Origin of the sequence: Pseudomonas soli, from assembly GCF_021283165.2 — a bacterium.
GTDB classification, from domain to species: Bacteria; Pseudomonadota; Gammaproteobacteria; order Pseudomonadales; family Pseudomonadaceae; genus Aquipseudomonas; species Aquipseudomonas soli.
Genome location: NZ_CP128543.1, coordinates 2,808,928 through 2,833,583, shown reverse-complemented (window position 1 = coordinate 2,833,583; position 24,656 = coordinate 2,808,928). Strand labels below are relative to the sequence as shown.

At 66.0% G+C, this 24,656-nt stretch carries 19 protein-coding genes; 17 read left to right on the top strand and 2 right to left on the bottom strand.

Annotation, left to right across the window (positions count from 1 at the left end; translation table 11 throughout):
- Positions 1-53: 53 nt before the first annotated feature.
- Positions 54-2,288: a TonB-dependent receptor gene (locus LU688_RS13185; protein ID WP_232888008.1), complete on the top strand. Its 2,235-nt coding sequence runs from the start codon at positions 54-56 to the stop codon at positions 2,286-2,288.
- Positions 2,289-2,290: 2 nt separating this feature from the next.
- On the opposite strand, the gene LU688_RS13180 is transcribed toward LU688_RS13185, so the two are convergent.
- Positions 2,291-4,000, bottom strand: a complete 1,710-nt coding sequence (locus tag LU688_RS13180) for a sulfatase-like hydrolase/transferase (RefSeq protein ID WP_038706032.1) — start codon at positions 3,998-4,000, stop codon at positions 2,291-2,293.
- Positions 4,001-4,384: 384 nt separating this feature from the next.
- Between LU688_RS13180 and LU688_RS13175 the strand changes: the two genes are divergently transcribed.
- Genes LU688_RS13175 through LU688_RS13100 form a run of 16 tightly spaced genes read left to right on the top strand, consistent with a single transcriptional unit; the run spans position 4,385 to position 22,259 of the window.
- A complete protein-coding gene (locus LU688_RS13175; RefSeq protein WP_023630082.1) occupies positions 4,385-5,734 on the top strand; it encodes a UDP-glucose dehydrogenase family protein in 1,350 nt (449 codons plus the stop codon).
- Positions 5,731-6,795, top strand: coding sequence for an NAD-dependent epimerase (locus tag LU688_RS13170; RefSeq protein ID WP_038706031.1), 1,065 nt, complete (start codon positions 5,731-5,733; stop codon positions 6,793-6,795). The genes LU688_RS13175 and LU688_RS13170 overlap by 4 nt, the downstream gene beginning before the upstream one ends.
- Entirely contained in the window at positions 6,792-7,538 is a 747-nt protein-coding gene (locus tag LU688_RS13165; RefSeq protein WP_023630802.1) for a sugar transferase, read from the top strand. The genes LU688_RS13170 and LU688_RS13165 overlap by 4 nt, the downstream gene beginning before the upstream one ends.
- A gap of 1 nt (position 7,539) precedes the next feature.
- Positions 7,540-8,187 (top strand): CpsD/CapB family tyrosine-protein kinase, encoded by a 648-nt coding sequence (locus LU688_RS13160; RefSeq protein ID WP_023630803.1) that lies wholly within the window; start codon positions 7,540-7,542, stop codon positions 8,185-8,187.
- A 22-nt stretch (positions 8,188-8,209) separates the two neighbouring features.
- A complete protein-coding gene (locus LU688_RS13155; RefSeq protein ID WP_160291188.1) occupies positions 8,210-9,229 on the top strand; it encodes a polysaccharide biosynthesis/export family protein in 1,020 nt (339 codons plus the stop codon).
- Between the two features lie 14 nt (positions 9,230-9,243).
- Positions 9,244-10,818, top strand: coding sequence for a GumC family protein (locus LU688_RS13150; protein WP_023630804.1), 1,575 nt, complete (start codon positions 9,244-9,246; stop codon positions 10,816-10,818).
- Entirely contained in the window at positions 10,815-11,921 is a 1,107-nt protein-coding gene (locus tag LU688_RS13145) for a glycosyltransferase family 4 protein (RefSeq protein WP_232888009.1), read from the top strand. The genes LU688_RS13150 and LU688_RS13145 overlap by 4 nt, the downstream gene beginning before the upstream one ends.
- Complete coding sequence (locus LU688_RS13140) at positions 11,918-13,288, top strand: O-antigen ligase family protein (protein ID WP_104443952.1); 1,371 nt, start codon at positions 11,918-11,920, stop codon at positions 13,286-13,288. Before LU688_RS13145 ends, LU688_RS13140 begins: the two co-directional genes overlap by 4 nt.
- On the top strand, positions 13,285-14,250 hold the full coding sequence (locus LU688_RS13135) for a glycosyltransferase family 2 protein (RefSeq protein WP_038706028.1): 966 nt from the start codon (positions 13,285-13,287) through the stop codon (positions 14,248-14,250). Before LU688_RS13140 ends, LU688_RS13135 begins: the two co-directional genes overlap by 4 nt.
- Positions 14,243-15,379, top strand: coding sequence for a glycosyltransferase family 2 protein (locus LU688_RS13130; RefSeq protein ID WP_038706027.1), 1,137 nt, complete (start codon positions 14,243-14,245; stop codon positions 15,377-15,379). Before LU688_RS13135 ends, LU688_RS13130 begins: the two co-directional genes overlap by 8 nt.
- A 9-nt stretch (positions 15,380-15,388) precedes the next feature.
- On the top strand, positions 15,389-16,399 hold the full coding sequence (locus LU688_RS13125; RefSeq protein ID WP_160291187.1) for a polysaccharide deacetylase family protein: 1,011 nt from the start codon (positions 15,389-15,391) through the stop codon (positions 16,397-16,399).
- Entirely contained in the window at positions 16,396-17,700 is a 1,305-nt protein-coding gene (locus tag LU688_RS13120; RefSeq protein WP_160291186.1) for an oligosaccharide flippase family protein, read from the top strand. The genes LU688_RS13125 and LU688_RS13120 overlap by 4 nt, the downstream gene beginning before the upstream one ends.
- Positions 17,697-19,607 carry a hypothetical protein gene (locus tag LU688_RS13115; protein ID WP_038706024.1) on the top strand — a complete coding sequence of 637 codons (1,911 nt, stop codon included), beginning with the start codon at positions 17,697-17,699 and terminating at the stop codon, positions 19,605-19,607. Before LU688_RS13120 ends, LU688_RS13115 begins: the two co-directional genes overlap by 4 nt.
- Before the next feature lie 34 nt (positions 19,608-19,641).
- Entirely contained in the window at positions 19,642-20,331 is a 690-nt protein-coding gene (locus LU688_RS13110) for a GNAT family N-acetyltransferase (protein ID WP_023632340.1), read from the top strand.
- 4 nt (positions 20,332-20,335) lie between these two features.
- A complete protein-coding gene (locus LU688_RS13105; protein ID WP_160291185.1) occupies positions 20,336-21,508 on the top strand; it encodes a GNAT family N-acetyltransferase in 1,173 nt (390 codons plus the stop codon).
- Positions 21,480-22,259: a ChbG/HpnK family deacetylase gene (locus LU688_RS13100; RefSeq protein WP_038706022.1), complete on the top strand. Its 780-nt coding sequence runs from the start codon at positions 21,480-21,482 to the stop codon at positions 22,257-22,259. The genes LU688_RS13105 and LU688_RS13100 overlap by 29 nt, the downstream gene beginning before the upstream one ends.
- 79 nt (positions 22,260-22,338) lie before the next feature.
- Here LU688_RS13100 and LU688_RS13095 read toward each other — a convergent pair whose 3' ends face one another.
- A complete protein-coding gene (locus LU688_RS13095; protein ID WP_371041459.1) occupies positions 22,339-24,582 on the bottom strand; it encodes a putative bifunctional diguanylate cyclase/phosphodiesterase in 2,244 nt (747 codons plus the stop codon).
- Positions 24,583-24,656: the final 74 nt, after the last annotated feature.

The window sequence follows — 24,656 nt, the reverse complement described above, 5'->3', positions numbered from 1 at the left end:
TCGGAATCCCTAGTGAATGCCTTCACTTACTTGCGAATCGAAAGGAATCCAGCATGTCGCAACAACGTGTCAGCCCGGCGCAGCAGCCGGCTGTGCCCCACTTCGACCTCAATCGCACTTTCACCGCCGTGCACATGGCCTTGCTGCTTGGCCTGGGCGGCGTGTCCATGGACGTGACTGCGGCGCAGACCGAGGAAGTGGAAAAATCCCGACAGGGCCAGATCAACGGCAGCTTGGAGCTGACTGAGACGCGAATCGAGGGCAGCCTGGACGCCCCCAGTGCATTGCCGCCGGTCTACGCCGGTGGCCAGGTGGCCTCGGGCGGCCGGGTCGGGCTGCTGGGCAACAAGGACTTCATGGAGACGCCGTTCAGCACCATCAGCTACACCGAGAAGTACATCGAGGACACCCAGGCCCAGACCATCACCGATGTGATCGCCGCCACCGATCCGTCGGTGTTCAGCAACGGCCTCAAGGGCACCTACAGCGAGAACTACTCGATCCGCGGCTTCAACTCCAACATCAGTGACGTGAGCATCGGTGGCCTGTACGGCATGGCGCCCTACTACCGGATCTCGCCCGAGATGTTCGAGCGCGTCGAGGTGCTCAAGGGCCCGTCCGCCCTGCTCAACGGCATGCCGCCAGGCGGTTCGGTGGCCGGCAGCATCAATCTGGTGCCCAAACGCGCGGGCGCCGAACCGCTGACGCGGATCACCGGCACCTACATGTCGGACGCGCAGTTCGGCGGGCATCTGGACGTCGGCCGTCGCTTCGGGGAGGAACAACAGTTCGGCGTGCGCTTCAACAGCGTCTACCGCGACGGCGACACCGCCACCGCCCACCAGCGCATGAAGGCCGAGCTCAATGCCCTGGGCCTGGACTGGCGTGGCGAGCGCGCGCGGCTGTCCGCCGACCTGTACGAAAGCGAGGACCGGGTCAGGGGCCAGAACCGCGGCATCGGCCTGGCCGCAGGCGTGCCCGTGCCCAGGCCGCCAAAGTCCGACACCTTGCTCAACCCGGACTGGGGGTTCGTCCAGACCCGCGACAAGGGCGTGATCGTGCGCGGTGAATATGACCTCAACGACAACCTCATGGCCTATGCCGCGGCCGGCACCAGCAAGACCGACTACAAGTACAGCGGCACCATGCTCGCAGAAGTGCTCAACACCGCCGGCGACTTCGAGACGCGCATGGGCCAGTTGAAGATCGACCTGGAGAAGACCTCGGGCGAAGCCGGCCTGCGCGGCCATTTCGACACTTTCGGCGTCGGCCACCAGTGGTCGCTCAATGCCACGCACTACTCGGACAAGCAGCGCGACTATGGCCGGCGCAACGTTCCGGGGGCCGAGTGGATCACCAACATCTACCACCCGGTCTGGGGCCCGGAGGCCGCCAGGAGCTACCCCGCCATCGCCCACACCGAATCACGCCTGAGCAGCTACGGCCTGGCCGACACCCTGTCGTTCTTCGACGAGCGCCTGCAACTCACCCTGGGCGTGCGCCGCCAGCAGGTGCTGACCGACAGCTTCAATGTCGACACCGGCGCGCAAACCAGTCGCTACAACGAAAGCGCCACCACCCCGGCGGCGGCGGTGCTGGTCAAGGTCACCAACGAGGTGTCACTGTACGCCAACTACATCGAAGGCCTGAGCAAAGGCGCCGTCGCCCCGCTTACCGCGCCCAACGCCGGCCAGGTGTTCGCCCCGTACAAGTCCAAGCAGAAGGAAGTCGGCATCAAGCTCGACCTCGGTGACTTCGCCCACACCTTGAGCCTGTACCAGATCGAACGCCCCAGCAGCTTCACCAACCCGGTAACCAAAGTGTTCTCCTTCGGCGGCGAGCAACGTAACCGCGGGCTCGAGTGGAGCTTCTTCGGCACACCGGTGGCCGATGTGCGCCTGATGGGCGGCGTGGCCCGTCTCGATCCCAAGGTGACCAAGGCCGAGAACCCCGCCGAGCAAGGCAAGACCGCCACCGGCCAGCCAAAACTGCAGGGCAAGCTGGGCGTGGAATGGGATACCCCGGTACTCGAAGGCCTGACCCTGACCGCCAACGCCACGGCCGTGTCCAAGCAGTACATCAGCGACGACAACAGCCAGTCGACTCCCGGCTACACCATCTACGACGTCGGTGCCCGCTACCGGCTGCAGGTGGCCGACCACCCGGTGACTTTGCGTGGCACGGTGGAGAACGTGACCAACAAGGCCTACTGGGGCATGCCGCTGCTCACCAGCCTGGGCCTGGGCGCGCCGCGCACCGTGCAGCTGTCCGCAAGCATCGACTTCTGACGTCAGTCCGCCTTGCCTACCGGCATCGGTTGCCCCGCCAGGACACTGGCGGGGGTGACCACCTGGCCCAGGTCGATGTGACGGAAATCCGGCTTAGCCCCCAGGCGCGCATTGAAGCGCACGTTGAAGGTGAACGGATCGTCGGTCGGCATGTCCAGCGACTGCCCGTAGAGCGCGCTGACCGCCTTGTCGTCGTAGCCCATCAGCTTCAGCATTGTGGGGAACAGGTTGTAATGGCTGGAGGCATTACGGTTCACCGCCAGGTTGCCTTCCCAATCCAGTGTCCTGAGGCCCTGCCCCTGGATCACCACCAGCGGTACCAGGCCCTCCTCCGGCACCGGGTCACTGTCGCAATGAGTGTTCAGCCCTGGGTTGCCGCGCTCATGCAGGTCCTGGCCATGGTCGGAGGTGTACAACACCACGGCCTGACTGAGGTCGGCCTCGGCGAACAGGCGGCGGAAGAATTCGCCGACACTCCACAGCACGGTGTTCTGGTAGGCATTGCGGTACAGCACCCAGTCCTGCGGGCGGCCATCGAAACCGTCGCGGGTGCCGGTGTCAGCGATATCGACGTAGTGGCCCCGGGGCAACGCGGGCTGGTATTTGAGGAAGTCGTCCGGATATTTGTCGTGCACCGGGAAGTGGGCGCCGACCTTGTTCACCACGATCAGGTGCGGCTTGGCATCCTTGAGCAGCACAACCAGCCGATCGAGCGCCGCCATGTCGCGCTGCACAACGGGGGTGTCGTCGAACTGGATGAACTGGTCGATATCGCGCTTCTCGGTTTCGGTCATCAGGTTCTGCAAATTGCCACCCGTGCGCTGCCCGTCGATGTACACCGTCTCCAGGCCCGCGCGCTTGGCGTACTGCCAGATCGATGGCAGTGTCGAGTTGATGCGCAGGTAGTCGGCGCGGGTGCCGCCATAGCGCAGGGTGACATTGGTGTCGGCGCTGCAGTTGGCAATGGAGGCGGCGTAGCCGAAATTGACGATCTGCACGCCGGGCTGGGCCTGGGCCAGATGGCTGGGGACCCCGGCCGGGGTGTTCAGGTCCAGGTAGTTGCCCGAGATGCTCTCGTCGATCAGCAGCACGATGTCCCGCGCCATCGGCCGGCCTGACTGGGCAAGGGTCACGGGCTGGCGTGGCCCGACATGGTCCTGCAGGGTCTCGTAGGTGAACAGGCTCAGGTAGGCCAGCGGCGTGTACATCACCGGCAGCCCGCGGGCCCCCTCACCGGCCCGCACGAACAGGATGGCGACCAGCGCCAGCAAGGCCAGTGCCGGCGCCAGTGGTGGCAGCAGGCGCGGCAGCTTCGGCGTCGGCCCGGGGCGCAGGCCAATGCCCAGCAGCAACAGCAGCGCCCGTGCCGCTGCAAGGGTTATGGCGTAATGATATTGCTGCAGCGCCTCTTGCACGAAACCACCCGCATAGACCATGGAGACGAAGGCGCTATAGGTCAGGTACGAATCGGTGATGCGGTCATAAGCATCAAGGAAGATCGCGCTGATCGTGAACGCCAAGGCCAAGCCCCAGCGCAGCCACCCTGGGCGAGTGAACGCCGCCAGCAGCAACGCCACGGCCAGTACCGCGAACACGCCCAAGTACAACACTAGCGGCACGCCAATACCCAACGCTTCTATGCGCTCACGGTAATAGGCATGAAAGCTGGCCAGATAGACCAACAGCAGTAAAAACTTGATCCATCCGCGCATGTTTCGGCCACTCCGGTCATGGAATTCTTCTCAAACCGTAGCAGCTGTGAAACAAACCACAACGCAGAAAAGTCAAAATTCCGACGACATACCGACACCGGAATCTGGCACCTCTCGCAACCTGTTGTTGATTATCTCTATCGTCCACAACCCGCTTATTACGCTGGATTGGACCGTTCATCGGTTCGCCGAACGGCCAATTGCCACTAGCTATGTTCGCTAACACACGGATTGGAAACGGGTTGATGGCAGATGGCCCGTTTGCTTGGCGTCTGTAAATGCGACGAAACATGCCATTGCTTTGACGCAATTCCACCGAGCTGAGCTATACCCAATTCACACCACTGTTTCATCTCCCTTACTCATCCATTCGAGGCACCGCGCATGGACGTGAGCGTTTTTGGCACCGGTTATGTCGGACTGGTACAGGCAGCAGCCCTGGCGGACGTAGGTCACCGGGTACTGTGCGTGGATGTCGATACCCACAAGATCAACCAGTTACGTCAGGGCGTGCCGCCGATCAGCGAGCCAGGCCTGTCGGACCTGCTCGAGGACAACATCAAGGAAGGTCGCCTGCTGTTCAGCACCCAGGCCAGTGACGCCGTCAGCCATGCCGAGCTGATCTTCATCGCCGTCGGCACGCCACCCGACGAGGACGGTTCGGCCGACCTGACCCATGTGCTCAATGTCACCCGGCAGATCGCCGCGCTGATGGAAACCGACCACACCCTGATCATCAAGTCCACCGTGCCGGTGGGCACCGCCGACCAGGTCATGGCGCTGGCCCGCGACGAGTTACAGCGCCTGGGCAAGGGGCAACTGCAAGTGCGCGTGGTATCCAACCCTGAGTTTCTCAAGGAAGGCAGTGCGCTGGCCGACTGCATGCGCCCGGACCGCATCATCGTCGGCACCCTCGACGAAGTTGCCCATGACCAGCTGGCCGAACTGTACGCGCCGTTCTGCCGCAACCACGAAAAACTGATGTTCATGGACAACCGCAGCGCCGAACTGACCAAGTACGCCGCCAACGCCATGCTCGCCACCCGCATCAGCTTCATGAACGAGCTGGCCAACCTCAGCGAACACTTGGGTGCCGACATCGAGGCGGTACGCCGCGGCATCGGCTCCGACCCGCGCATCGGCTACCACTTCATCTACCCCGGTTGCGGCTTCGGCGGTTCGTGTTTCCCCAAGGACATCAAGGCCCTGCTTCACACCGCGGCCCACAGCGGCATGCCGCTACGCCTGCTGCAGAGTGTCAGCGAGGTCAACGACCAGCAACGGCGCATCCTTTTCGCCAAGCTCAAGCAACGCCTCGGCGGCCTGGCGGGCAAATCCATCGCCCTGTGGGGCCTGGCTTTCAAGCCCAACACCGACGATATGCGCGAAGCGCCCAGCCGCTACCTGATGGAAGCACTGTGGGCCGAAGACGCCACGGTGCGCGCCTATGACCCCGAAGCCATGGATGAATGCCGGCGCCTGTACGGCTACCGCGACGACTTGCAATTGTGCGCCACCCGCGATGACACGCTGCAGGACGCCGACGCCCTGGTGATCTGCACCGAGTGGAAGAACTTCCGCGTAGTGGACTTCTCGATGCTGGCCAGCAAGCTGCGCGCGCGGGTGATCATCGATGGTCGCAACTTGTACAACCCCGAGCAGGTGGCCGCCCACGGCCTCCACTACAGCGGCATCGGCCTGCGTCAGGTTCGTCCGCAGGCGGATGCGCCATGAAAGTGCTGGTCACCGGCGCGGCCGGTTTCATCGGTGCCCACACCTGCCGCCAGCTGTTGCTTGAAGGGCACCAAGTGGTGGGGCTGGACAACTTCAACGACTACTACGAGCCGTCGCTCAAGCATGCCCGCGTGCACTGGGTACGCCAGACGGCGGGCGATTTCCCGCTGCACTGCCTGGAACTGGGCGACCGCGACGGCATGGCCCGGCTGTTCGCCAGCGAACGCCCGGACGTCGTGGTGCATCTGGCGGCCCAGGCCGGGGTGCGCTACTCGCTGCAGAACCCGCAGGCCTACCTGGACAGCAATCTGGCCGGTTTCCTCAACGTGCTCGAAGGCTGCCGCCGGCACCCGGTCCAGCACCTGCTGTACGCCTCGTCCAGTTCGGTGTACGGCGCAAACCAGCAAACGCCGTATCGGGTCGAAGACGCCGTGGACCACCCGCTGTCGTTGTATGCCGCCACAAAGAAGGCCAACGAGGCCATGGCCCACAGCTACAGCCACCTGTACGCAATTCCCTGCAGCGGCCTGCGCTTCTTTACCGTGTACGGCCCCTGGGGCCGCCCGGACATGTCGCCGATGCAGTTCGCCAGGGCGATCAGCGAAGGGCGGCCGATCCAGCTGTTCAACCATGGCCGCCACCAGCGCGACTTCACCTATATCGACGACATCGTCGAGAGCCTGGTACGGCTGATCCCCCTGCCCCCGGCCGCCGACCCGCAGTGGGATGCGTTCGCTGCGGACCCGGCCAGCAGCCACGCACCGTGGCGGCTTTACAACATCGGCGGGCAGCGTCCGGTGGAGCTGCTCGACTACCTGGCGCTGCTGGAGAAGCACCTGCAGCGCAACGCGGTGATCGAACTGCTGCCGCTGCAACCAGGAGATGTCCTGGCCACCTGCGCCGATGCCAGCGCCCTGGCCAGGGTAACCGGATTCACCCCACAGATAGGCCTAGATGAGGGGCTCAGGCGCTTCGTCGCCTGGTTCAAGAGCTACTACTCGCCCGCCGCCAGCGAAGCGGCGCCCACGGGAGAGCAGCCAGATCAACGGAGGGCGGTATGACAGGACAACCCAAGAGCGCGCAACTGCAGGCGCTATACCAGGACAAACGCATGGACCCGGCGCACCGGCAGCGCATCGATGCCGCCATCCACATGCAGGGCCGCGGCTGGATCACCGGCCGCGTCGGTGGCCGCCCCTGGACCCTGTCACGCACCAACCGCGTGCTGTCGTGCCTGGCCGCGTTGACCCTGCTGCTGCTGCTGTCGCCGCTGTTCCTGGTGCTGGCGCTGCTGATCAAGCAGTCCAGCCCGGGCCCGGTGTTCTTCGTGCAGAAACGTACCGGCTACCGCGGCCGCGCCTTCGGCATGTTCAAGTTCCGCACCATGGTGGCCAACGCCGAAGCGTTGAAGGATTCGGTACGCCACCTCAACAAGCATGGCGCCGATGCCATCGACTTCAAGATCGACAAGGACCCGCGCATCACCTCGGTCGGCGGCTGGTTGCGCAGAAGCAGCCTGGACGAACTGCCGAACCTGATCAACGTGGTCACCGGCGACATGCGTCTGGTGGGCCCGCGCCCCACTTCCTTCAACGCCTACCGCTACCACGACAACCACCTGGCGCGGCTGTCGATCTACCCGGGCATGACTGGCCTGTGGCAGATCTCCGGGCGCAGCGATATCGATTTCGACCAACGTGTGGAGCTGGACCTGAGTTACATCAACGAACAGAGCCTGATGCTGGACCTGAAGATCCTGCTCAAGACCCCGTTCAAAGTTTTCACTGGCCACGGAGCAAGCTGAGATGGACGGTTCATCCTCGAGAAGCCTGACTATCGCTACCCCAAGCGAGACCAACCTGACCGCCACCGTGCTCGACCTCGACCAGCGCACCTTGCTGCTGACCGCGGCCAACACCGGCAGTGGCACCAGCACCAGCGCCCTGGCCTTCGCCAGCCAACTGGCCCTCATGAGCGCGGGCAACGTGCTGTTGATCGATGCCAGCCTGGCGCCTGGCGGCCTCAGCCAGCAGCTGGGGCTGGCCAAACTGCGCGGCTACAGTGACCTGCTGTTCAATCAGGACACCCCACCGCTAGCCCAGGACTGCATCGTGCGCCTGTCCGATCAGCCGTTCGACGTGCTGCCGGTGGGCACGTGGAAACGCGGCCGCGACCGTCTCGACCCAGAGCAGTTGCGCGTGCTGCTGCACCAATTGAGCAACCAGTACCGCTTCGTCGTGATCGACGGCGAGGCCATCTACGCCAGCGCCGACAGCCTGGTGATCGGCACCCTGGTCGACGGCGTGATCCTGGTGGTGTGCGCCGAGGAGACCCGCTGGGAGGTAGCCCAGGCCGCCAGCCAGCGCCTGACCCAGGCCGGCGCGCGGCTGATCGGCAGCGTGTTCAACAAGCGCAAGTACTACATGCCCAAGTGGCTGTACGAAAATCTCTGAGAGGCCGCACAGGATGAACGCCATGAGATATCCCTCGATTGCCCTGTGCGTACTGGCCCTGGCCGGCTGCGCCAGCCAGGAAAACCGCGAGATGCCGGTGCAGATCCTCACCGCGCCTCCCGCCGAGAGCCAGGCCACCGAAGTCGCCCGCCGCGAACAGGTGTTGCGGCCGCAGGACGTGCTGGAAGTGATCTTCCACGTCAGCAACCGTTCGGCCGGGGTCTACCGGATCCAGTCCGGTGACACCCTGGACCTGAACTTCATGGCCGCCAGCGGCCTGAACGGCAACCAGCTGGTGCAGCCTGATGGCACCATCACCCTGCCCAGCACCAACGCCGCGGTGCGCGTCGAGGGCATGACCCCGGGCGAAGCCGAGAGCGCCATCCGCCAGGCCTACCAGGACAAGCGGGTGTTCAAGCCCAACCGTGACCAGGTCACCGTGCGGGTTATGAGCCCAATGACCGATGAGGTCAACCTGAAAAATGCCCTCAGCCATCCCGGCACCGGCATGAGCCGCGACATCACCGTGGGCAACGACGGCCGCGCCACCTTCCCGGAAATCGGCTCGGTGCCGCTGCAGGGCATGACCGTCAACCAGCTGCGCGACTACCTCAACGAGCGCTACGCCACGTTGCCAGGGCGCATGAGCGTGGACGTGCTACTCAAGTCCACCGCCGCCAACGAGATATACGTGCTCGGCGAAGTCGGCCAGCCCGGCGCCTTCCAGATCCGCCGCCCCATCTCTGTGCTCGAGGCACTGACCCTGGCCCGCGGCCCGACCCTCAAGGCCAAGCTCGGCTCGGTGGTGATCATGCGTCGCGAGGGCAATACCGTGCATGCGGTCAACTACGACGTCGACCAGGCGCTCTCCGGCGGCAGCCAGAAGCTCGCCTACCTGCAGCCCGAGGACATGCTCTACGTACCCAAGACCAAGCTGGCCAGCGCCGCCGAGCTGTCCCGGCAACTGGCCGACGTGGTGCTGTTCCAGGGCTTCGGCTTCAGCTTCAGCTACCGCGTCGACAATAAAGAAAGCAACAACTGACCGGGGGACGGACCATGACCACGCAACCGAAAGAAAACTATGTGCATGAGTTCTTCCGCATCTTCTTCGCCAACCGCCAGTTGGTGAAACGGGTGTTCCTGGTGTTCGCGGTGATCGCCGTGCTGTTGCCGCTGGTGCTCAAGCAGAGCTACGACATCACCGCCGAAGTCATCGTGCAGTCCAAGAAACTCTCGCAGAGTGACACCACCTCGGCGCTCAGCCAGCAGGCCGACCAGTTCATCCCGCCGTCGCTGGCCGACATGGAGACCGAGAGCAACATCCTCCGCTCGCCAACCCTGATCCGCCAGACCATCGGCGAGCTGCGCAAGGAAGGCCACTATCCGGACGAGCCCGGCCTGCTGCGGCGCACCGTGCTCGACCCGCTGCGTCACGCAGTGATCGAGCCCCTGCACCAGCTGTTCGGCAACACCGTGGCAGACGATCGCGACACCCAGCTCGACACCCTCACCGACCAGGCGGTCAAGGACCTCAAGGTCGAGACCCTGCCCGGCTCCAACGTGATCTCCATCACCTACAGCGCCAATGACGCGAAGCTTGGCACGCTGTTCGTCAGCCGCCTGCTGGAGAACTTCCTGGCCAACCGCCAGGACCTGCAGTCCAATGAACTGCCCGAGGCCTTCTACGAGCAGAAGAAGCTGCACTACCAGGCCCGCCTGGGCGACCTGGAAAGCCAGCGCCTGGGGCTGCTCACTGCCATCGGCTCTTCGGATCCCAAAGAGGAGATCACCTTCCGCCTCAACGCCATCAACACCGAAGAGCAGGCGCTCAACCTGCAACGTGACCGCCAGCTGCAGAACCAGAAGTGGCTGGATTACCTGCAAAGCAGCCTGGCCGCGGCCAACAAGGCGAAGATGGCCGACTACGCCTTCCCCTACACCTTCACCACCACGGTCGACAACGTCGCCTTCGAAGACCGCGAGATCAAGCAACTCGGTGAGCAACTGACCACCCAGCTGGCGCGCTACAACGGAGACGCCACGGTGTTCCAGCCAGGCTCCGACCAGATGGTGATGGCCCGCCAACAGATTGCCCAGTTGCGCGCGCAGTTCCTCAAGATCGTCGAGAACCGCATTCGTGAACGCCAGCAGGACCTGGCCGTGACTCAACAGGTGATCGAGCAGAAGACCCAGCGCATCGCCGACTACAGCAAGCGCATCCTCCAGTTGCGCGAGACCCAGAGCAAGACGCGTCAGCTGGATACCGAGATCGACGCCCTGCACAAGGCCTTCTCCACCTACGCCCAGCGCTACGAGGAAAGCCGCGGCCAAGGCCTGCTCGATGGCAGCCAGTCCAACGCGCGCATCCTCAGCGCCCCCTACGAGCCCACCGCGGCGAGCTTCCCGAAACCCGGCCTGATCATCCCGTTCGGCCTGGTCACCGGCCTGCTGCTGGCCATTGCCGTGGTCTACGTCAGGGAGTTCTTCGACCACCGCTTCAAGCATCCGGCACAAATCAACCACGAGCTGGGCCTGCCAGTGTTGCTGGTGATCAACGATCAGGTTCCGGCGCTGCCCAACCCGCATAAAAGCTGGTCGCTGCCACGCCTGTGGCACTGGGTGCGCAATTGAACGCCGCGCTGCACGCCGGCCGGCCGATCCTGCACCTGCTGAGCAGCGGCGGATTCTACGGCGCCGAGCGCATGCTCCTGGACCACTGCCAGGCGACCCCGGGGCGGCATCGGGTGCTGTTTCTCGATGCCCCGGCCGAACTGGTGGCGCGCTTTCGCGAGGCGGGTGTCGAGTGCGACACCTGCCAGGGCCTGGGGGCGGTGCTCAAGGCGCTTGGCGCGCAGCGCGGCGAACGTCCGCTGGTCAACAGTCATAACTTCAAGGGGCAGCTGTTCGGCTGGATCGGCGCCAGCCTGTTGCGCCTGCCGATGGTCAGCACCCAGCATGGATTTACCCCGCGCAGCCGCAAGCAGCGCTTCTACACCTGGCTGAGCCTGCAACTGTGCCGCACGCCGAGGGTGGAGACGGTGGTGTGCGTGGCCGAGAGCATCGCCCGCATCCATCGCGATGCCGGGGTGCCAGCGACCAAGCTGCAGGTGATACCCAACGGGCTGCCCGAGATCTATGAAGCGCAGGCAAAGGATGGCGTGAGCGCGGCACAGCCAGGCGGCGCTCCCTGGCTCGCTGCCTACGTCGGCCGGCTCTCCAGCGAAAAAGGCCCCGACCTGTTCCTCGACACGCTGATCCCGGTGTGCCAGCGCCACCCACAGGTCCACGCCGTGATGCTTGGCGAAGGCCCTGAGCGCGAAGCCCTGCAGCAGCGTATCAACGCTGCCGGTCTGGGCGAACGCATCACCCTGCCGGGCTTCCAGCGCGACATGCGCGGCTGGATGAAACGCCTGGATGCGCTGGTCATCAGCTCGCGCACCGAAGGCACGCCGATGATCCTGCTCGAAGCCATGCAAGATGGCGTGCCGGTGGTGGCCTTCGGCGTTGGCGGTGTCCCCGACGTGATCGAGCACGGCCACAACGGCCTGCTTGCCCGTCCCTTGGCCACGACCGAACTGGGCGAGCATCTAGAAGCGCTACTGCAAGACCCCGAGCAGGCCGCCGAACTGGTTGCCCGAGCCCGCCAGACTCAACGCCAACACTACCACCTGCCGACCCTGGCACAACGCTGGGCCCGAGTGTATCGGGGCACGGCCGAGGAGGTTGTCGCATGATCATTCCCCTGTCGCTGGTGGCCGTAGTGGCCTTGCTCAGCCTGGGTCTGCTGGCCAGCCCTTATCCGTTCCTGGCCCCCGGCGGCGTGATCGGCCTGGCCGGCGTGCTGGCGCTGTACCGCAAGCCGGCCTGGGGCCTGCTGGCGATCGCTACCCTGGTGCCGCTGGAGGGCCTGCTCAAGGACGGCCTGGTGTCCGGCGCCAAGCTGGTGGGCATCGGCCTGGTACTGATCCTCAGCCTGCAACTGGCGGTGCGCCAACTCCCCGGCGAGCGCCTGCGCAGTAATCAATGGCGTCTGTTGCTGCCGTTCATGGCCTTGTACCTGATGAGCCTATGGACCAGCGACGACATGGGCCTGTCGGGCGGGCACCTGCGTGAACTGCTGGTGGGCCTGGTGGTGTTCGTCATCACCCTGCTGGTCGGCCGTGACCTCAACCTGCCAATGCTGGCAAGGCTGATCACCGTCAGCGTGTGCGTGACCTGTCTGTTCGCGATCTTCTCCACCAAGTACCAGGAGCAGGGCCGCGCTTCGGCCATGCTCGACCCCAACGCATTCGCCCTGCTGATCACCATCGCCATGCCCCTGGGCCTGTGGCTGGCGATCAAGGCGCGGCAGATCCCGGTCAAGCTGTTCTGGGCCGGTTGCTGCCTGTTGCTGCTGGTGGGCATGACCAAGACCGAGTCGCGCTCGGGGCTGGTAGTACTGCTGATCAGCCTGGGCATCGTGCTGCACAACTACCGCGAGCAGCTGACGCGCATCCGCCCACGCCACCTGGGCTTCGCCATGCTCGGCCTGGCCATTGTCCTGCCCTTGGGCGTGGCCCTGATGCCCGCTGGCTACGCCGACCGCATCCAGTCACTGATGCTGCTCAAGTCCGGGGTCAACGCGCACCAGGACGAATCGCTGGGGCGGCGCGCCTCCTACCTCGTCGTAGGCAAGGAAATGATCAGCCATAGCCCGCTGCTGGGCACCGGCCCGGGTACCTTCCCACTGCACTATGCCGACACCGGTTTCTCCAAGGCCTTCGCCCCGGTAAACAGCAAGACCACCGACCTCTACCGCCGCGCCCACAACACCTACCTGGAGCTGTTCAGCGAGGTCGGGCTGCCGGCGGGCCTGCTGTTCGTCGGCATGATCGTGCTGGCCCTGCGCAATTTCTGGCAGGCGCGCGCGGCCTTCCGCGAGGCCGGCGACCCGGATCGCGCCGACCTGATGACCCACCTGACCATGAGCATGCTGGCGATCGGCCTGTTCCTGATGTTCCTCAGCGCCCCGAGCCACAAGTACCTGTGGCTGATGCTGGCGCTGTCCAGCGTGCTGCTCGGCCAGTCACGTGAGCAGCAGCCCGTGGAGGTGGCCCGATGAGCCGGGTGAGTATCGTCATCCCGATGTTCAACGAAGCCCGCCATATCGGCCGCACCCTCGACGCCGCAAGGCGCTCGGCCAGCGCGGCGGGGCTGGCCTGCGAGCTGATCGTGGTCGACAACGGCTCCAACGACGACGGCCCGGCGATCGCCCGCGCCCATGGCGCCCAGGTGCTGAGCGTGCCGGGCGTGGCCATCGGCGCCCTGCGCAATGCCGGCGTGAACGCCAGCCAAGGCGACTGGCTGGCCTTCCTCGATGCCGACATCGAGGTCCCGGAACACTGGCTGGACCTGCTGCTGGACCTGCAACGCCGTGGCGAGGGCGATGTCTTCGCCCTCGACTGCGACACCCCGCGCCACGCGCCGTGGTTCGCCCAGGCCTGGCAACGGCGCACCCTGCGCACCGGCCAGACGGTGCAGGACTGCACATGGCTGCCCACCCCCAACCTGTTGATGCGGCGCAGCTGGTTCGAGCAGGTCGGCGGCTTCGACGAGCGCCTGCGTACCGGCGAAGACAAGGACTTCACCTTGCGCCTGCACGAGTCCGGGGCGCGCCTGCGGGTACTGCGCCAGCCTGCGGTGCTGCACTGGGGCTACGAGGCCAACTGGCGCGAATGGCTGGGCAAGGAGATGTGGCGCCAGGGCAGCCACCTGCAATTGCTGCGCAGCCATGGCGTGAGCCTGCGCCTGCTGCGTTTCCCGATACTTTCGATAGGCGCCTGGGTGCTGGACGCCGTGGCCCTGTCGGCGCTGCTCGACGGCTTCCCCCATGTCGCCCTGTTCTTCCTGCTGGTCAGCGCCGTGCCCGCGCTGCTCCTCAGCCTGCGCCAGAGCCGCAGGCAGCGCGACCCGCTGCTCACGCTGCAGCTCTGGGGCCTGCACTGGCTGCGCCTGCACCTCGCCGGCGCGGCCTTCATCCTCAGCCTGTTCAACCGCACCGCAAGGAGGCCCGCCCGTGGCTGAGTTCATTTTCTGGCTATGCCTGCTGCTGCCGTTATATGCCTGGGTCGGATACCCCCTGCTGCTGACCCTGGCCGCACCGTTCTTTGCCCGCCGCACCCATTCACCATTGCCGCCGCAGCGAGTGAGCGTGGTGATCGCCGCGCACAACGAAGAGCGGCATGTCGAAGCCAAGCTCGCCAGCGTGCTGGCCCAGGATTATCCGGCCGCCGCACTGCAGGTGGTCGTGGCCAGCGACGGCTCGAGCGACCGCACCGTGGCGCTAGCCCTAGCCCTGGGCGATCCCCGCGTGCAGGTGCTGGACCTGCCGCGCCTGGGCAAGGCCGAGGCGCTGAACCGAGCCGTGCAGGTGTGCACCGGCGACCTGCTGGTTTTCACTGACGCCGACAACCAGTGGTCGACCGACACCCTCGGCCTGCTGCTGGCCCCTTTCGCCGACGCCGCAGTCGGCGGCACCGCAGGCCATATGATCATCCCCGACCCGGGCAAAGGCCTGAGCATCGGCGACAGCCTGTACCGCCACTACGAAGCTTGGGTGCGCAAGGTTGAGAACCGTACCGGCTGCATGGTCTCGGCCGACGGCGCCCTGCTCGCACTGCGTCGGGGGCTGTACCAGCCGATTCCGAAACAGGTCAACGACGATTTCTTCATCAGCACCTGCGCGCCCGCTGCCGGCTTGCGCATTGTCTACGTGCCGGAGGCGGTGGTCCTCGACCAGGGCGTGGACGAAGCCGACAAGCAGTTCCGTCGCCGTCAGCGCGTCACCGTCGGTGGCCTGCTGAGCCTGGCCGCCCGCCGCGAACTGCTCAATCCGGCGCGCCACGGCCTGTACGCCATTGCCCTGATCAGCCACAAGCTGCTCCGGCGTCTGGCCCCGGTACTGCTGCTGCCGTTGCTGCTGGCCAACCTGTGGCTGGCCGCCGAGCCCGGTTTCTACCGCCTGACCCTGGCCCTGCAACTGCTCGGCTACGCCGCGGCCATCGCCGGCCTGCTCGACGCCCGTCGGCGCCTGCCCCGCCCGTTCCGCCTTGCCGCCTTCGTGCTGGTCACCCTCGCCGGCATGAGCGTGGGCCTGTGGCAATTCCTGCGCGGGCACAGCTACAGCCAATGGAACCCCGACCAGAATCGATGAGCGACGGACATGCCGATCAAGACCCCTATCAAGCAGGCCAGCGGCTGGTTCTATTTCAATTCGCCACGCGGACGCGCCGAACTGCGCGGCGCCGGGGTGATCCTCATGCTGCACCGTGTGCTGGCCGATGACGCCAGCGCCGCGCTGCCCCACCGCAACGAACTGTGCGTCGGCCCGCGGGCCTTCGAAGGCTTGCTGCGCTGGCTGCCCCGGCATTTCGATTGCGTCAGCCTCATGGACCTGCTGCAGAGCCACAAGGCACCCCGCGGCGACTGCCGCCCCAAGGTGGCCCTGACCTTCGACGATGGCTGGCGCGACAACGCCGTCAACGCCTTCCCCCTGCTGCAGCGCCACCAGGTGCCGGCAAGTATCTTTTTGTCCACCGACTACATCGGCAGCCGCCAGCGTTTCTGGTGGGAAAGCGTCGGCGAGACCCTGTGGGGCAGCCATGGCGAAGAGGCCCGGCGGCAACTGATCGAACGCCTGCGCAAGCTCGGCCGCCCGCTACCGGCGGCCTACTTCATGCACGACCACAGCAAGGCCCGCAGCCTGGTGCTGGCACGCTACCTGCAAACCCTCAAGAGCCTCAGCCCCCAGGCCTTGCACGTCCTGACCGACGCCTGCCCCACGGAATCGCTGCCCCAGGCCATGGACTGGCAGCAAGTGCGCGCCCTGGAGGACTCCGGCCTGGTGCGCTTCGGCCCGCATGGCGCCAGCCATGCACTGCTGCCCTACCTGGACGACCATCGCCTCAACGAAGAACTGACCCGCAGCCATGCGGCACTCAACGAAGGCTGCCGCGCGCCGCTGCCGGTGTACTGCTATCCCAACGGCGACCACGACGAACGCGTGCGCGCCCAGGTCGCCGCGCATCGTTACCCCTACGCCCTGAGCACCCGCCCGGGCATCTGCCAGGGCCTCGACGACCCCCTGGCGCTGCCGCGCATCGGCGTCAGCCAGCGCAATGCCAGCCGGCCCTCGCTGCTGGCCTGGCGCATCAGTCGCGGAGAACGAGGATGAACCGCAACAGCTACCTGCGCCATCTGGCGCTGAGCATGGGAACGAAGCTTGCGATGATCGCCCTGCGCCTGCTGCGCAACGTGCTGCTGGCGCGCATCCTCGGGCCCAGCGAGCGCGGCCTGTTCGCCCTGCTCAGTACCCTGCCCGACCTGATCAGCGCCGCCACCAGCGGTGGGCTCAACAGCGCGGTTGGCTACCAGGCCGCCAAGCAGCGCGACATGGGCCTGCTGCTGACCCAAGTACTGGTCTACGGTTGCCTGCTGGCTGGCGTGCTGACCCTGGCCTGCGTGTTCCTGGTGCGCGAGTTCGGCGCCGACCTTGAGGTTACTGTGCAACTGGGCCTGCTGGCCTGGCTGTTGCTGCTGGCGGTACCTATGACCGTGCTCAAGAGCGGCCTGCTGACCCTGCACAACGCCAGCGGCGGCGTCGGCGCCTTCAACGCCCTGCGCCTGACCGAATCGCTGGCACCGCTGCTGCTGTTCCTCGGGTTGTTCTGGATGTGGCGCGACGAAGCGCTGGAGGCGGCGCTGATCAGTTGGTTGTGCGGCATCGCCCTGGTCCTGGCGCTCGGTTTGTGGTGGCTGCGCCGTCAGCACCCGCTGGCGCTGCGCTGGGACCGTGGCGGCCAACGCGAGCTGCTCAGCTACAGCGCCAAGAGCCACCCCGACCTGTTGTTCCAGCAGTTGATCCTGCGCTCGGACTACCTGTTCATCGGCGCGCTGCTCGGCAGCACCGCCCTGGGCCACTACGCCATGGCCAGCGCCGCCGCCGAACTGCTGCTCATCGTTCCCGAGGCGGTGACCACGCCGCTGATGAAGCGCCTGCTGCAGCAGGATGCCGGCATGGAGCGCATCACCCCCCTGGCCCTGCGCCTGACCGCCACGGTGATGCTCGGTGCTTGCCTGGGTATGGCGCTGATCGGCCACTGGTTGATCGTCACCTTGTTCGGCGCCGACTACGCCCCGGCCTACCCGGCCTTGCTGGCGTTGCTGCCGGGCCTGCTGGGCCTGTGTTATGCCAGCATCCTGCGCCTGGACCTGCTGGGCAAGAACCGCCCCGGCACGGTATCGCTGATGATGGGCGCCGGTGCTGCGCTGAACCTGATGCTCAACATCCTGCTCATCCCGGCCTGGGGCATCGTCGGCGCGGCCGCGGCCTCGTCCATCGCCTACCTGGCGGTCACCGTGGCCATGCTGGTGCTGTACTGCCGCCTGAGCGGCGTGCCGCTGGGCCAGACCCTGGTCATCCTGCCCGCCGACCTGGCACCGCTGCGGCAGATGCTGCAACGGAGGGCGGCATGAAAGCGGCATTGCTGTGCGGCGCGCTGCTGGCCCAAGGTGCGTTCGCCGCACCTGTGCAGTGGGGGGATCTGCGCGACGGCAGCTTGTACCTGCTGCCAGCACGCGCCGATGAACTGCGCATCCAGTGGCGTCCGGCCTGGCAGGCCGACGCGAACGCTGAACGCCTGTATCTGCTGGACGGCCACGGCCGCCTGGCCGGCGAACGGCGCATCGAAGCCGGCCAGGTACGCGGCGAACAACGCTGGCCATTGCCCGCGAACGGCGGCACCTATCGGCTGGAGGTGCCCGGCTATAGTTTCCGCGACTACCGCATCCAGCACGATGCCAGCACCCGCGCGCTGTTCACTCCGGCGAAGGTGCACTTCTGCGCCGAAGTCGGGCCAGGTGTCGAGCTGTATTTCCGGGTCAAGGCCGGCGAGCAGGCGGTGTTGGCCGGCAAGCACCATGGCGGGGTTCATGGCCTGTTCGCCGAACGCCTCAGCGACGGCCGTCGCATCCAGCTGCCGCTCAAGCCCTACCGCGCCTACTGGCGCTTCGATCAACAGGCGTTGCCCACCAGCGGCCGCGACGAGACCTGGCGTCTGGGCCTGCAGGGCAGTGGCAAGGCAGCGTTCTGGCTCGACGGCAGCGCCAACCTGTTCGCCCAACGCCCCGCAGACCTGGGCGAGCTGCCGCAACTTCCCGGTCAGGTCACCCTTGCCCTGGGTGACAAGGTGCTCGGCCCCACCCCACGCTTAGGGGTTGCCCTGCCCTACGTGCTGCCACCAGCCTCGAGCTTCGCCGCGCTGGACGCCCTGCGCCCCCAGGCCGCCGGCTTCTACAGTTTCGTCGACGTACTGCAACGCCAGCCGGACTTCGAGAACGCCTGGCGCAAGCTCTATCAGGAGCGCTTCGGCATCCTCCAGGACATCACCCTGCTGGCCGGCAGCGCCCGAGTCGCCGACCTCAGGAGCGACCGCACCAGCACCGATGGGTTGAGTGCCTGGCTCGAGGCGACCAAGGCACTCGGCGGCAAAGGCACCCACTACCTGGCCTTCGCCGACGAGCCGAACCTCAACTATCGCGACTACGCCAGCTACCGCGATTTCTTCCAGGCCATGGCCAAGCGCGTGCGCGACTACCCCGGCGCCCGCGACGCTGGCGTACGCATCGCCATGCCGGCCTCCTCGCGCCTGCTCGGCGGGCCCTTCAGCGACGACGGCAAACAGCGCCGCGGCATCGACTGGGCACGACGCCTGCTGGCCGAGCAAGGCGCGCAGATCGATGCCCTGGCCTGGCACGAATGGATGGTCCGCGACCTGCTCGCCACCCGCAGCTACCGCGACAGCGTGCGCCAAGCTGCCGACCTGGTGGGCCTGGACGGCCAGGGCCGGCCACGCAAGGCGCTGCTGCTGGACCAGACCAACCTGTCTAGCGGTTCGAGCCTCAGCCCTTACGAACAGGACACCCATTACGCCGGCCTGTGGTGGACCTCGGTGGTGATCAATGCCGCCAGTGACGGCCTGCTTGACATGCTCAACTGGTTCCACGTCGCCGATGAGCCCGAATGGCCCAAGGGCATGTTGCGCGATGCCGGCGGCCAACGCTACGAACTGAAGCCGGTGGGCCTGGCCCAGCAGTTCATCCAGCGCCACTGGCTGGACCAGGTTCTGGCCCTGGACAACGACGCCTTCGAGGTCGATGCCCTGGCCATGGCCCGCCAGCATCAGCGCAGCGTGCTGGGGGTGAACAAGGCCGAGCGCCTGCAGCAGGTGGCGCTGAGCCTCGACGGTTGCCCCGACGGCCAGCTTGAACTGTTCGGTCCCGACAACCAGAGCCGCCGCGCCAGCTTCAGCTGCAGGGAGGGCCAGGTTCGTTTTCAACTGCCAGGGCAGACCGTATTCGCCCTGACCTGGAGCGCGTCATGAGACGCACTACGTTCAGCCATGCCCAGGAGGCACCATGACTGCATTCACCAAGATCCAGGACCGTATCAAGCGCAAGGGACTGCGTGACACCTTCCGTAGCGCCTTCCGGCATTACGTCTTCTATCATTGGGAACTGTTGTGGATGGAACGCGACCTGGACAGCCCGGTGCCGCCGCACCGGCTAAAACCCTATGGCGAGCTGCGGGTCGAGCACATCACCGTGCACAACGTGCGTGCCTTCGCCCGCCACTTCGGCGATCGGGTCGAGACCATGCGCGAGCTGGCCGCCGAAGGCCATACCGGGCTGATGTTCCTCAACGACGACAACGACGCCGTGGCCTTCATCTGGGGCAGTAGCCGCCATTACCACGACCGCCACTACTATGGTTGCTGGTTCCCGGTCGGCCCGGGGGAGTTCTTCGAGTTCGGCGGCGAGCTGATCCGCAAGTATTGGGGTACCGAGCTGTCGGTGGACCTGCAGCTGGAGCTGTGGAAGGCCATGGCCGCCCAAGGTTGCACCAAGGTGGTGGACGTGTGCGAACAGCACAACATCCCGGCGCTCAAGTTGCACCTGCGCATGGGCTATCAGGAGCAAGGACGGATCATGAACGTTTACTGCCTGTTTGGTCGCTGGAAATTCTTCCGCGAAAGCCATTACATCACCTCGCGTCTGGAACCGTTGCGCAAGCCGGAGGCTCCGGCTTCTTCGGCCACGGCAGGGTGAGCCCATGGGCCTGCAACTTAAATGGTGCGCCTCGCTTGGCGCCGGCGACTTTCCCGCCGCCGACTACGAGGCGCTGCGCAGGCGCCTGCCCGGCAGTACGCCTTTCAACCATCTCGGCTGGCTGCGCGCCGCCGAGGCCGCCTTGCTGCCAGGCCAATGCCTGCAGGTGCTGCTCGGCTATCAGGACGAGCGTCTGTGCCTGTGCCTGCCGCTGATACGCGCGCGCGAACCCTTCGGCCCGCTGTTCGCCCCAGTGGTGCGCCACCTGGGGTACCCACTGAGCGACCGCATTGCCCTGCTCATCGACCTGCCGGCGCTATATGCCGAGCAGGTCCTGCAGGCCATACGCAAGCGCTTGCCCCATGCCCTTTTGCAACTGAGCGAAGTGCCGGACAACGCCGAGCATGAAGGATGGCTGCGCCAGTGGGCCAGCGCCAGTTCCACCTGGCAGCAGCGCCTGACCTGCCGCGTGCCGGTGCACCGCATCAATGAACAGGACCGCCAGGAAGTCGGTGGAGACCCACGCTACAAGCTGCGCCGTGCACGCAAACGCATCAAGGCCTGCGGCGCCCGCGTGCGCCGGGTGCTGGCCACCGGGCAGGATATAGGCGAACTGCTCGACGCCATCAGTGCCGTCGAAGCGCTCAGTTGGAAAGGCAACGATGATGTCGGCATTTTCTCCGGCCCCCAACGCCGCCCATGGATGTACCAGGCCTTCTCCGCACTGGCCGACGAAGGCCTGGTCTGCCTGGTGCTGCTGGAACTGGACGGGCGCTGCATCAGTTACCGGCTTGGCCTGCTCGAGCGTGGGCGGGTCTACGACTACAACCTGGCCTTCGTCCCTGACTACCGTGACCTGGGCAGCGGCCGCGTGCTGCTCGAGGAATGGATCCACTGGGGCCTGGACGAAGACTGGAAGTGGGTCGACGCCTCGCGGGTCAGCCTGGACAACTCCAGCCACCAGTTGCACGAGCGCATGACCGGTCAGGTCGAACAGTGGCGTCTGAGCAGCTACAGCTGGCGCCCCGACGGCGTGCTACTGGGCCTGGCGCTTCGCTGCTGGCACTGGCTCAAACCCCGCTTGCGCAGACAGCCGCCACACCCCGCAGCCGACATTGTCGCCCCCACCCCGCCACAGGAGCGCCCGGATGCCATCCCAGGTCATAGTCAACGCTGACGATTTCGGCCTCAGCGCCCACACCAACGCAGTCATCCTTCATGCCTTCCAGGCCGGGCTGATCAGCTCTGCCACCGCCATGGCCAACATGCCGGCCTTCGCTAGCGCCTGCTCGCTGGCCCAGCAACCGACGCTCAAAGGACGCGTGGGATTGCACTTCAACCTCACCTATGGCCGCCCGCTGAGCAAGGCGATCCTCGCCGAGCCGCGCCTGTGCACGCCCCATGGCGAATTCGACCTGCGCCTTAAACAACGCACCCTGCGCTTGTCGCGACGCGAGCGGGCCGCCGTGCAAGCAGAGCTGCAGGCCCAGTGGCAACACTGCCTTGACCATGGCCTGATGCCCAGCCACCTGGATTCCCACCAACACGTGCACAACATCTGGCCGGTGGGCGTCATTGTCGCCCGTTTCGCCCGCGCCCAAGGGGTTCCGATCCGGCTGGCGCGCAATGTGGGGCACAACATCGGGCCGGCCAAGCGCCTGTTCAAGAGCCTGCTCAACCGCCGCCTGCGCCAGCTCGCCGGGAGCACCGCCGATTTCGTCTGCACCCCGGCCGACCTCAAGGCCGGATTGGCCCCCTCGCACGGCGTGCTGGAGGTCGTAGCCCATCCCAGCGCGCTGGGCGGGCACGACTTCGGTGATGCCTACCTGGCCAGCGGCGAATCGCTGCTGGCGTTGGTCGAGCAGCGCCTGGGGCAAGTGCCGCGGGTGGGCTATGCGAGCCTGGGCATGCAGGAGGAGATGAGTTGATGGCCGCCGGGTGTCCGACGTCAGAAGTGCTGCGCCTGTGAAACCGAGCGGCAAACCTGTGTCGACGGAAACCCTATCGCTACCGCCCCGGCGGCCGATGCCGGCGCTCGTGGTTCTCGGCCAGCCAACCGCGCAACGCCTCGGCCGGCATCGGCCGCCCGAGCAGGAAACCCTGCCCCTGGTCGCAACCGGCGTGGCGCAGGAAGTCGTACTGCTCTTGGGTCTCGATGCCTTCGGCGGTGATGCGAAACCCCAGGGCATGCCCGAGATCGATGATCGCCCGGGCGATGGCCACCGCGTCGTCGTCCCCGGGCAGGTCCTTGATGAAGGCGCGGTCGATCTTCAGGTGGTCGATTGGCAGCGCGCGCAGGTAGGCCAGTGACGAATAGCCGGTACCGAAGTCGTCCACCGCCGTTGCCACGCCCATGGCCTGCAGCTGCGCCAGCACCGCGCAAGCCTGTTGCTGGCTCTCCATCAACAGGCTCTCGGTGATTTCCACTTCCAGCAGGTTGGCTGGCAGCCCATGGCGCTCCAGCGCCGAGGCGAGGCTGGTCACATAGTCGCTGCGCTCGATCTGCAGGGCCGCAACGTTGATCGCCAGCGGCCCGGGCAAGCCGTCATCGGCACGCCATTCGGCCAACTGGGCGCAGGCAAGCTCCAGCACGCGCTCTCCGAGAGGGATGATCAGGCCGGTGCGCTCAGCCAGGGGAATGAACGCCCCGGGCGAGACCAGGCCATGCTCCGGGTCGCGCCAACGCAACAGGGCCTCGACGCCTTCTAGCTGCCCGCTGAACAGATCGACCTTGGGCTGATACCACAGCTCGAACTCGTTGTGCTCCAGCGCCCGGCGCAGATTGCGCTCCAGCTCCAGACGCTGCTGCAGGCGCTCGGTCATGTCCGGGTGATAAGGCCGCCAGGCATCGCGGCCGGCTTCCTTGGCGGCGTACATGGCCGTGTCGGCATGGCGCAACAAGCTATCGGCGTCCTCGCCATGTTGCGGGCACCAGGCCAGACCGATGCTGCCGGTGACCAAGGCGGCGTTGCCATTGAGGTCGAATGGCCGCTGCAGGCACCGCAGCAAGGCGCGAACCTGCTGGTTCACCTGCCCCTGGGCACCTTGCAGCATGAACACGAACTCGTCGCCGCCCAGGCGGCAGAGCCGGTCCTGGCTGTCCAGTTCCTGAAGGAAGCGCGCGGTCGCCTGCTGCAACAGCAGGTCGCCCATCGGGTGCCCCAGGCTATCGTTGACCTGCTTGAATCCGTCGATGTCGAGCATCAGCACCGCCAGGCCATGGCCCTGCAGGATGGCTGTGCTGAGTTGCTGCTGAAACAGGATGCGATTGGGCAGCCCGGTGATGGTGTCGTAGTGGGCCAGGCGTTCAAGCTGGGCCTGGTAGCGGTGCAGCTCGCGGTTACGTTGTTCGAGCAGCCGCTGTTTGCGATTGAGCTGCGCGACGAACAGGCTGAACACACCTGTGCAGCCCAAGGCGAACAAGAACAGCGGCGAGCCGAACAAGTCCAGGCCCGACCAGCCACCGCGTGGCGCGGCGACCAGTTGCCAGAGCCCACCCGGCACCTCCACCGTCGTTTTCACCTGCGGGTCGTCGAACAGCCGTGAATCGCCCCAGATCAGCGTACCTTCGGCGCCCTTGCCGTCGCCTCCGCGCACGGCCAGCTCGAACTCGGTATCCGGGCGCAATCCGGCGGTAAGCAGCAAACGGTCGATATCGGCAACGATCGACACATTGCCCCAGTAGAACCGCACACCCCGTTTGCCGGTGACGAACACCGGCCGTCGGTAGATCAGCGCCCGCCCGCCCTGATACAGCTGCAGCGGCCCGGCCAGCACCGGATGGGCTTGGTCGCGGGCCGCGCGCAGCAGGGGAAATTGGTCCGGCAGCTGACGGTAGTCCAGCCCAATCAGCCGCTCGTTGCCGGCCAACGGGTAGACGTCGCTGATCACATCTCCCGGCGCCAGCGCGATATGGCGCATGTAGCGCACCGACTGCAAGGCATCGCGGGCCATTCCATGAAAGTGCGCGGGGCTGATGCCGCCGTCGGCACTGATCAGTTGGGCGATACCTTCAGCCTCGCCGAACGCCGCGCCCAACTGTGCCTCCAGCGCACCGCGCATCCCCGCCAGGTGGGCCGCAAGGTTGCCCAGTTGCTCACTGCGTTCGCGCTGCGCGTCAAGGTGGCCCAGGGCGACCGACAGGCCAATGCCCACCAGCGCCAGGCCGACCGGCAGCAGGCGGTTTAGCGTACGACGCAAGGTTCCGGATGGAAGGTGCGTCGGTTCAGAAGGGTTCTGGGGAATGGTCATAGGCAGGCGATGGCAGTCGATTTAGGGGTTATCGGCGTTGCGCGGCCAATATTGAGCCCCGTTTTGCCAGGCCG

Coding starts and splice junctions, on each gene's coding strand:
- LU688_RS13185 (WP_232888008.1), top strand. CDS start 54: ATGTCGCAACAACGTGTCAGCCCGGCGCAGCAGCCGGCTGTGCCCCAC.
- LU688_RS13180 (WP_038706032.1), bottom strand. CDS start 4,000: ATGCGCGGATGGATCAAGTTTTTACTGCTGTTGGTCTATCTGGCCAGC.
- LU688_RS13175 (WP_023630082.1), top strand. CDS start 4,385: ATGGACGTGAGCGTTTTTGGCACCGGTTATGTCGGACTGGTACAGGCA.
- LU688_RS13170 (WP_038706031.1), top strand. CDS start 5,731: ATGAAAGTGCTGGTCACCGGCGCGGCCGGTTTCATCGGTGCCCACACC.
- LU688_RS13165 (WP_023630802.1), top strand. CDS start 6,792: ATGACAGGACAACCCAAGAGCGCGCAACTGCAGGCGCTATACCAGGAC.
- LU688_RS13160 (WP_023630803.1), top strand. CDS start 7,540: ATGGACGGTTCATCCTCGAGAAGCCTGACTATCGCTACCCCAAGCGAG.
- LU688_RS13155 (WP_160291188.1), top strand. CDS start 8,210: ATGAGATATCCCTCGATTGCCCTGTGCGTACTGGCCCTGGCCGGCTGC.
- LU688_RS13150 (WP_023630804.1), top strand. CDS start 9,244: ATGACCACGCAACCGAAAGAAAACTATGTGCATGAGTTCTTCCGCATC.
- LU688_RS13140 (WP_104443952.1), top strand. CDS start 11,918: ATGATCATTCCCCTGTCGCTGGTGGCCGTAGTGGCCTTGCTCAGCCTG.
- LU688_RS13135 (WP_038706028.1), top strand. CDS start 13,285: ATGAGCCGGGTGAGTATCGTCATCCCGATGTTCAACGAAGCCCGCCAT.
- LU688_RS13125 (WP_160291187.1), top strand. CDS start 15,389: ATGCCGATCAAGACCCCTATCAAGCAGGCCAGCGGCTGGTTCTATTTC.
- LU688_RS13120 (WP_160291186.1), top strand. CDS start 16,396: ATGAACCGCAACAGCTACCTGCGCCATCTGGCGCTGAGCATGGGAACG.
- LU688_RS13115 (WP_038706024.1), top strand. CDS start 17,697: ATGAAAGCGGCATTGCTGTGCGGCGCGCTGCTGGCCCAAGGTGCGTTC.
- LU688_RS13110 (WP_023632340.1), top strand. CDS start 19,642: ATGACTGCATTCACCAAGATCCAGGACCGTATCAAGCGCAAGGGACTG.
- LU688_RS13105 (WP_160291185.1), top strand. CDS start 20,336: ATGGGCCTGCAACTTAAATGGTGCGCCTCGCTTGGCGCCGGCGACTTT.
- LU688_RS13100 (WP_038706022.1), top strand. CDS start 21,480: ATGCCATCCCAGGTCATAGTCAACGCTGACGATTTCGGCCTCAGCGCC.
- LU688_RS13095 (WP_371041459.1), bottom strand. CDS start 24,582: ATGACCATTCCCCAGAACCCTTCTGAACCGACGCACCTTCCATCCGGA.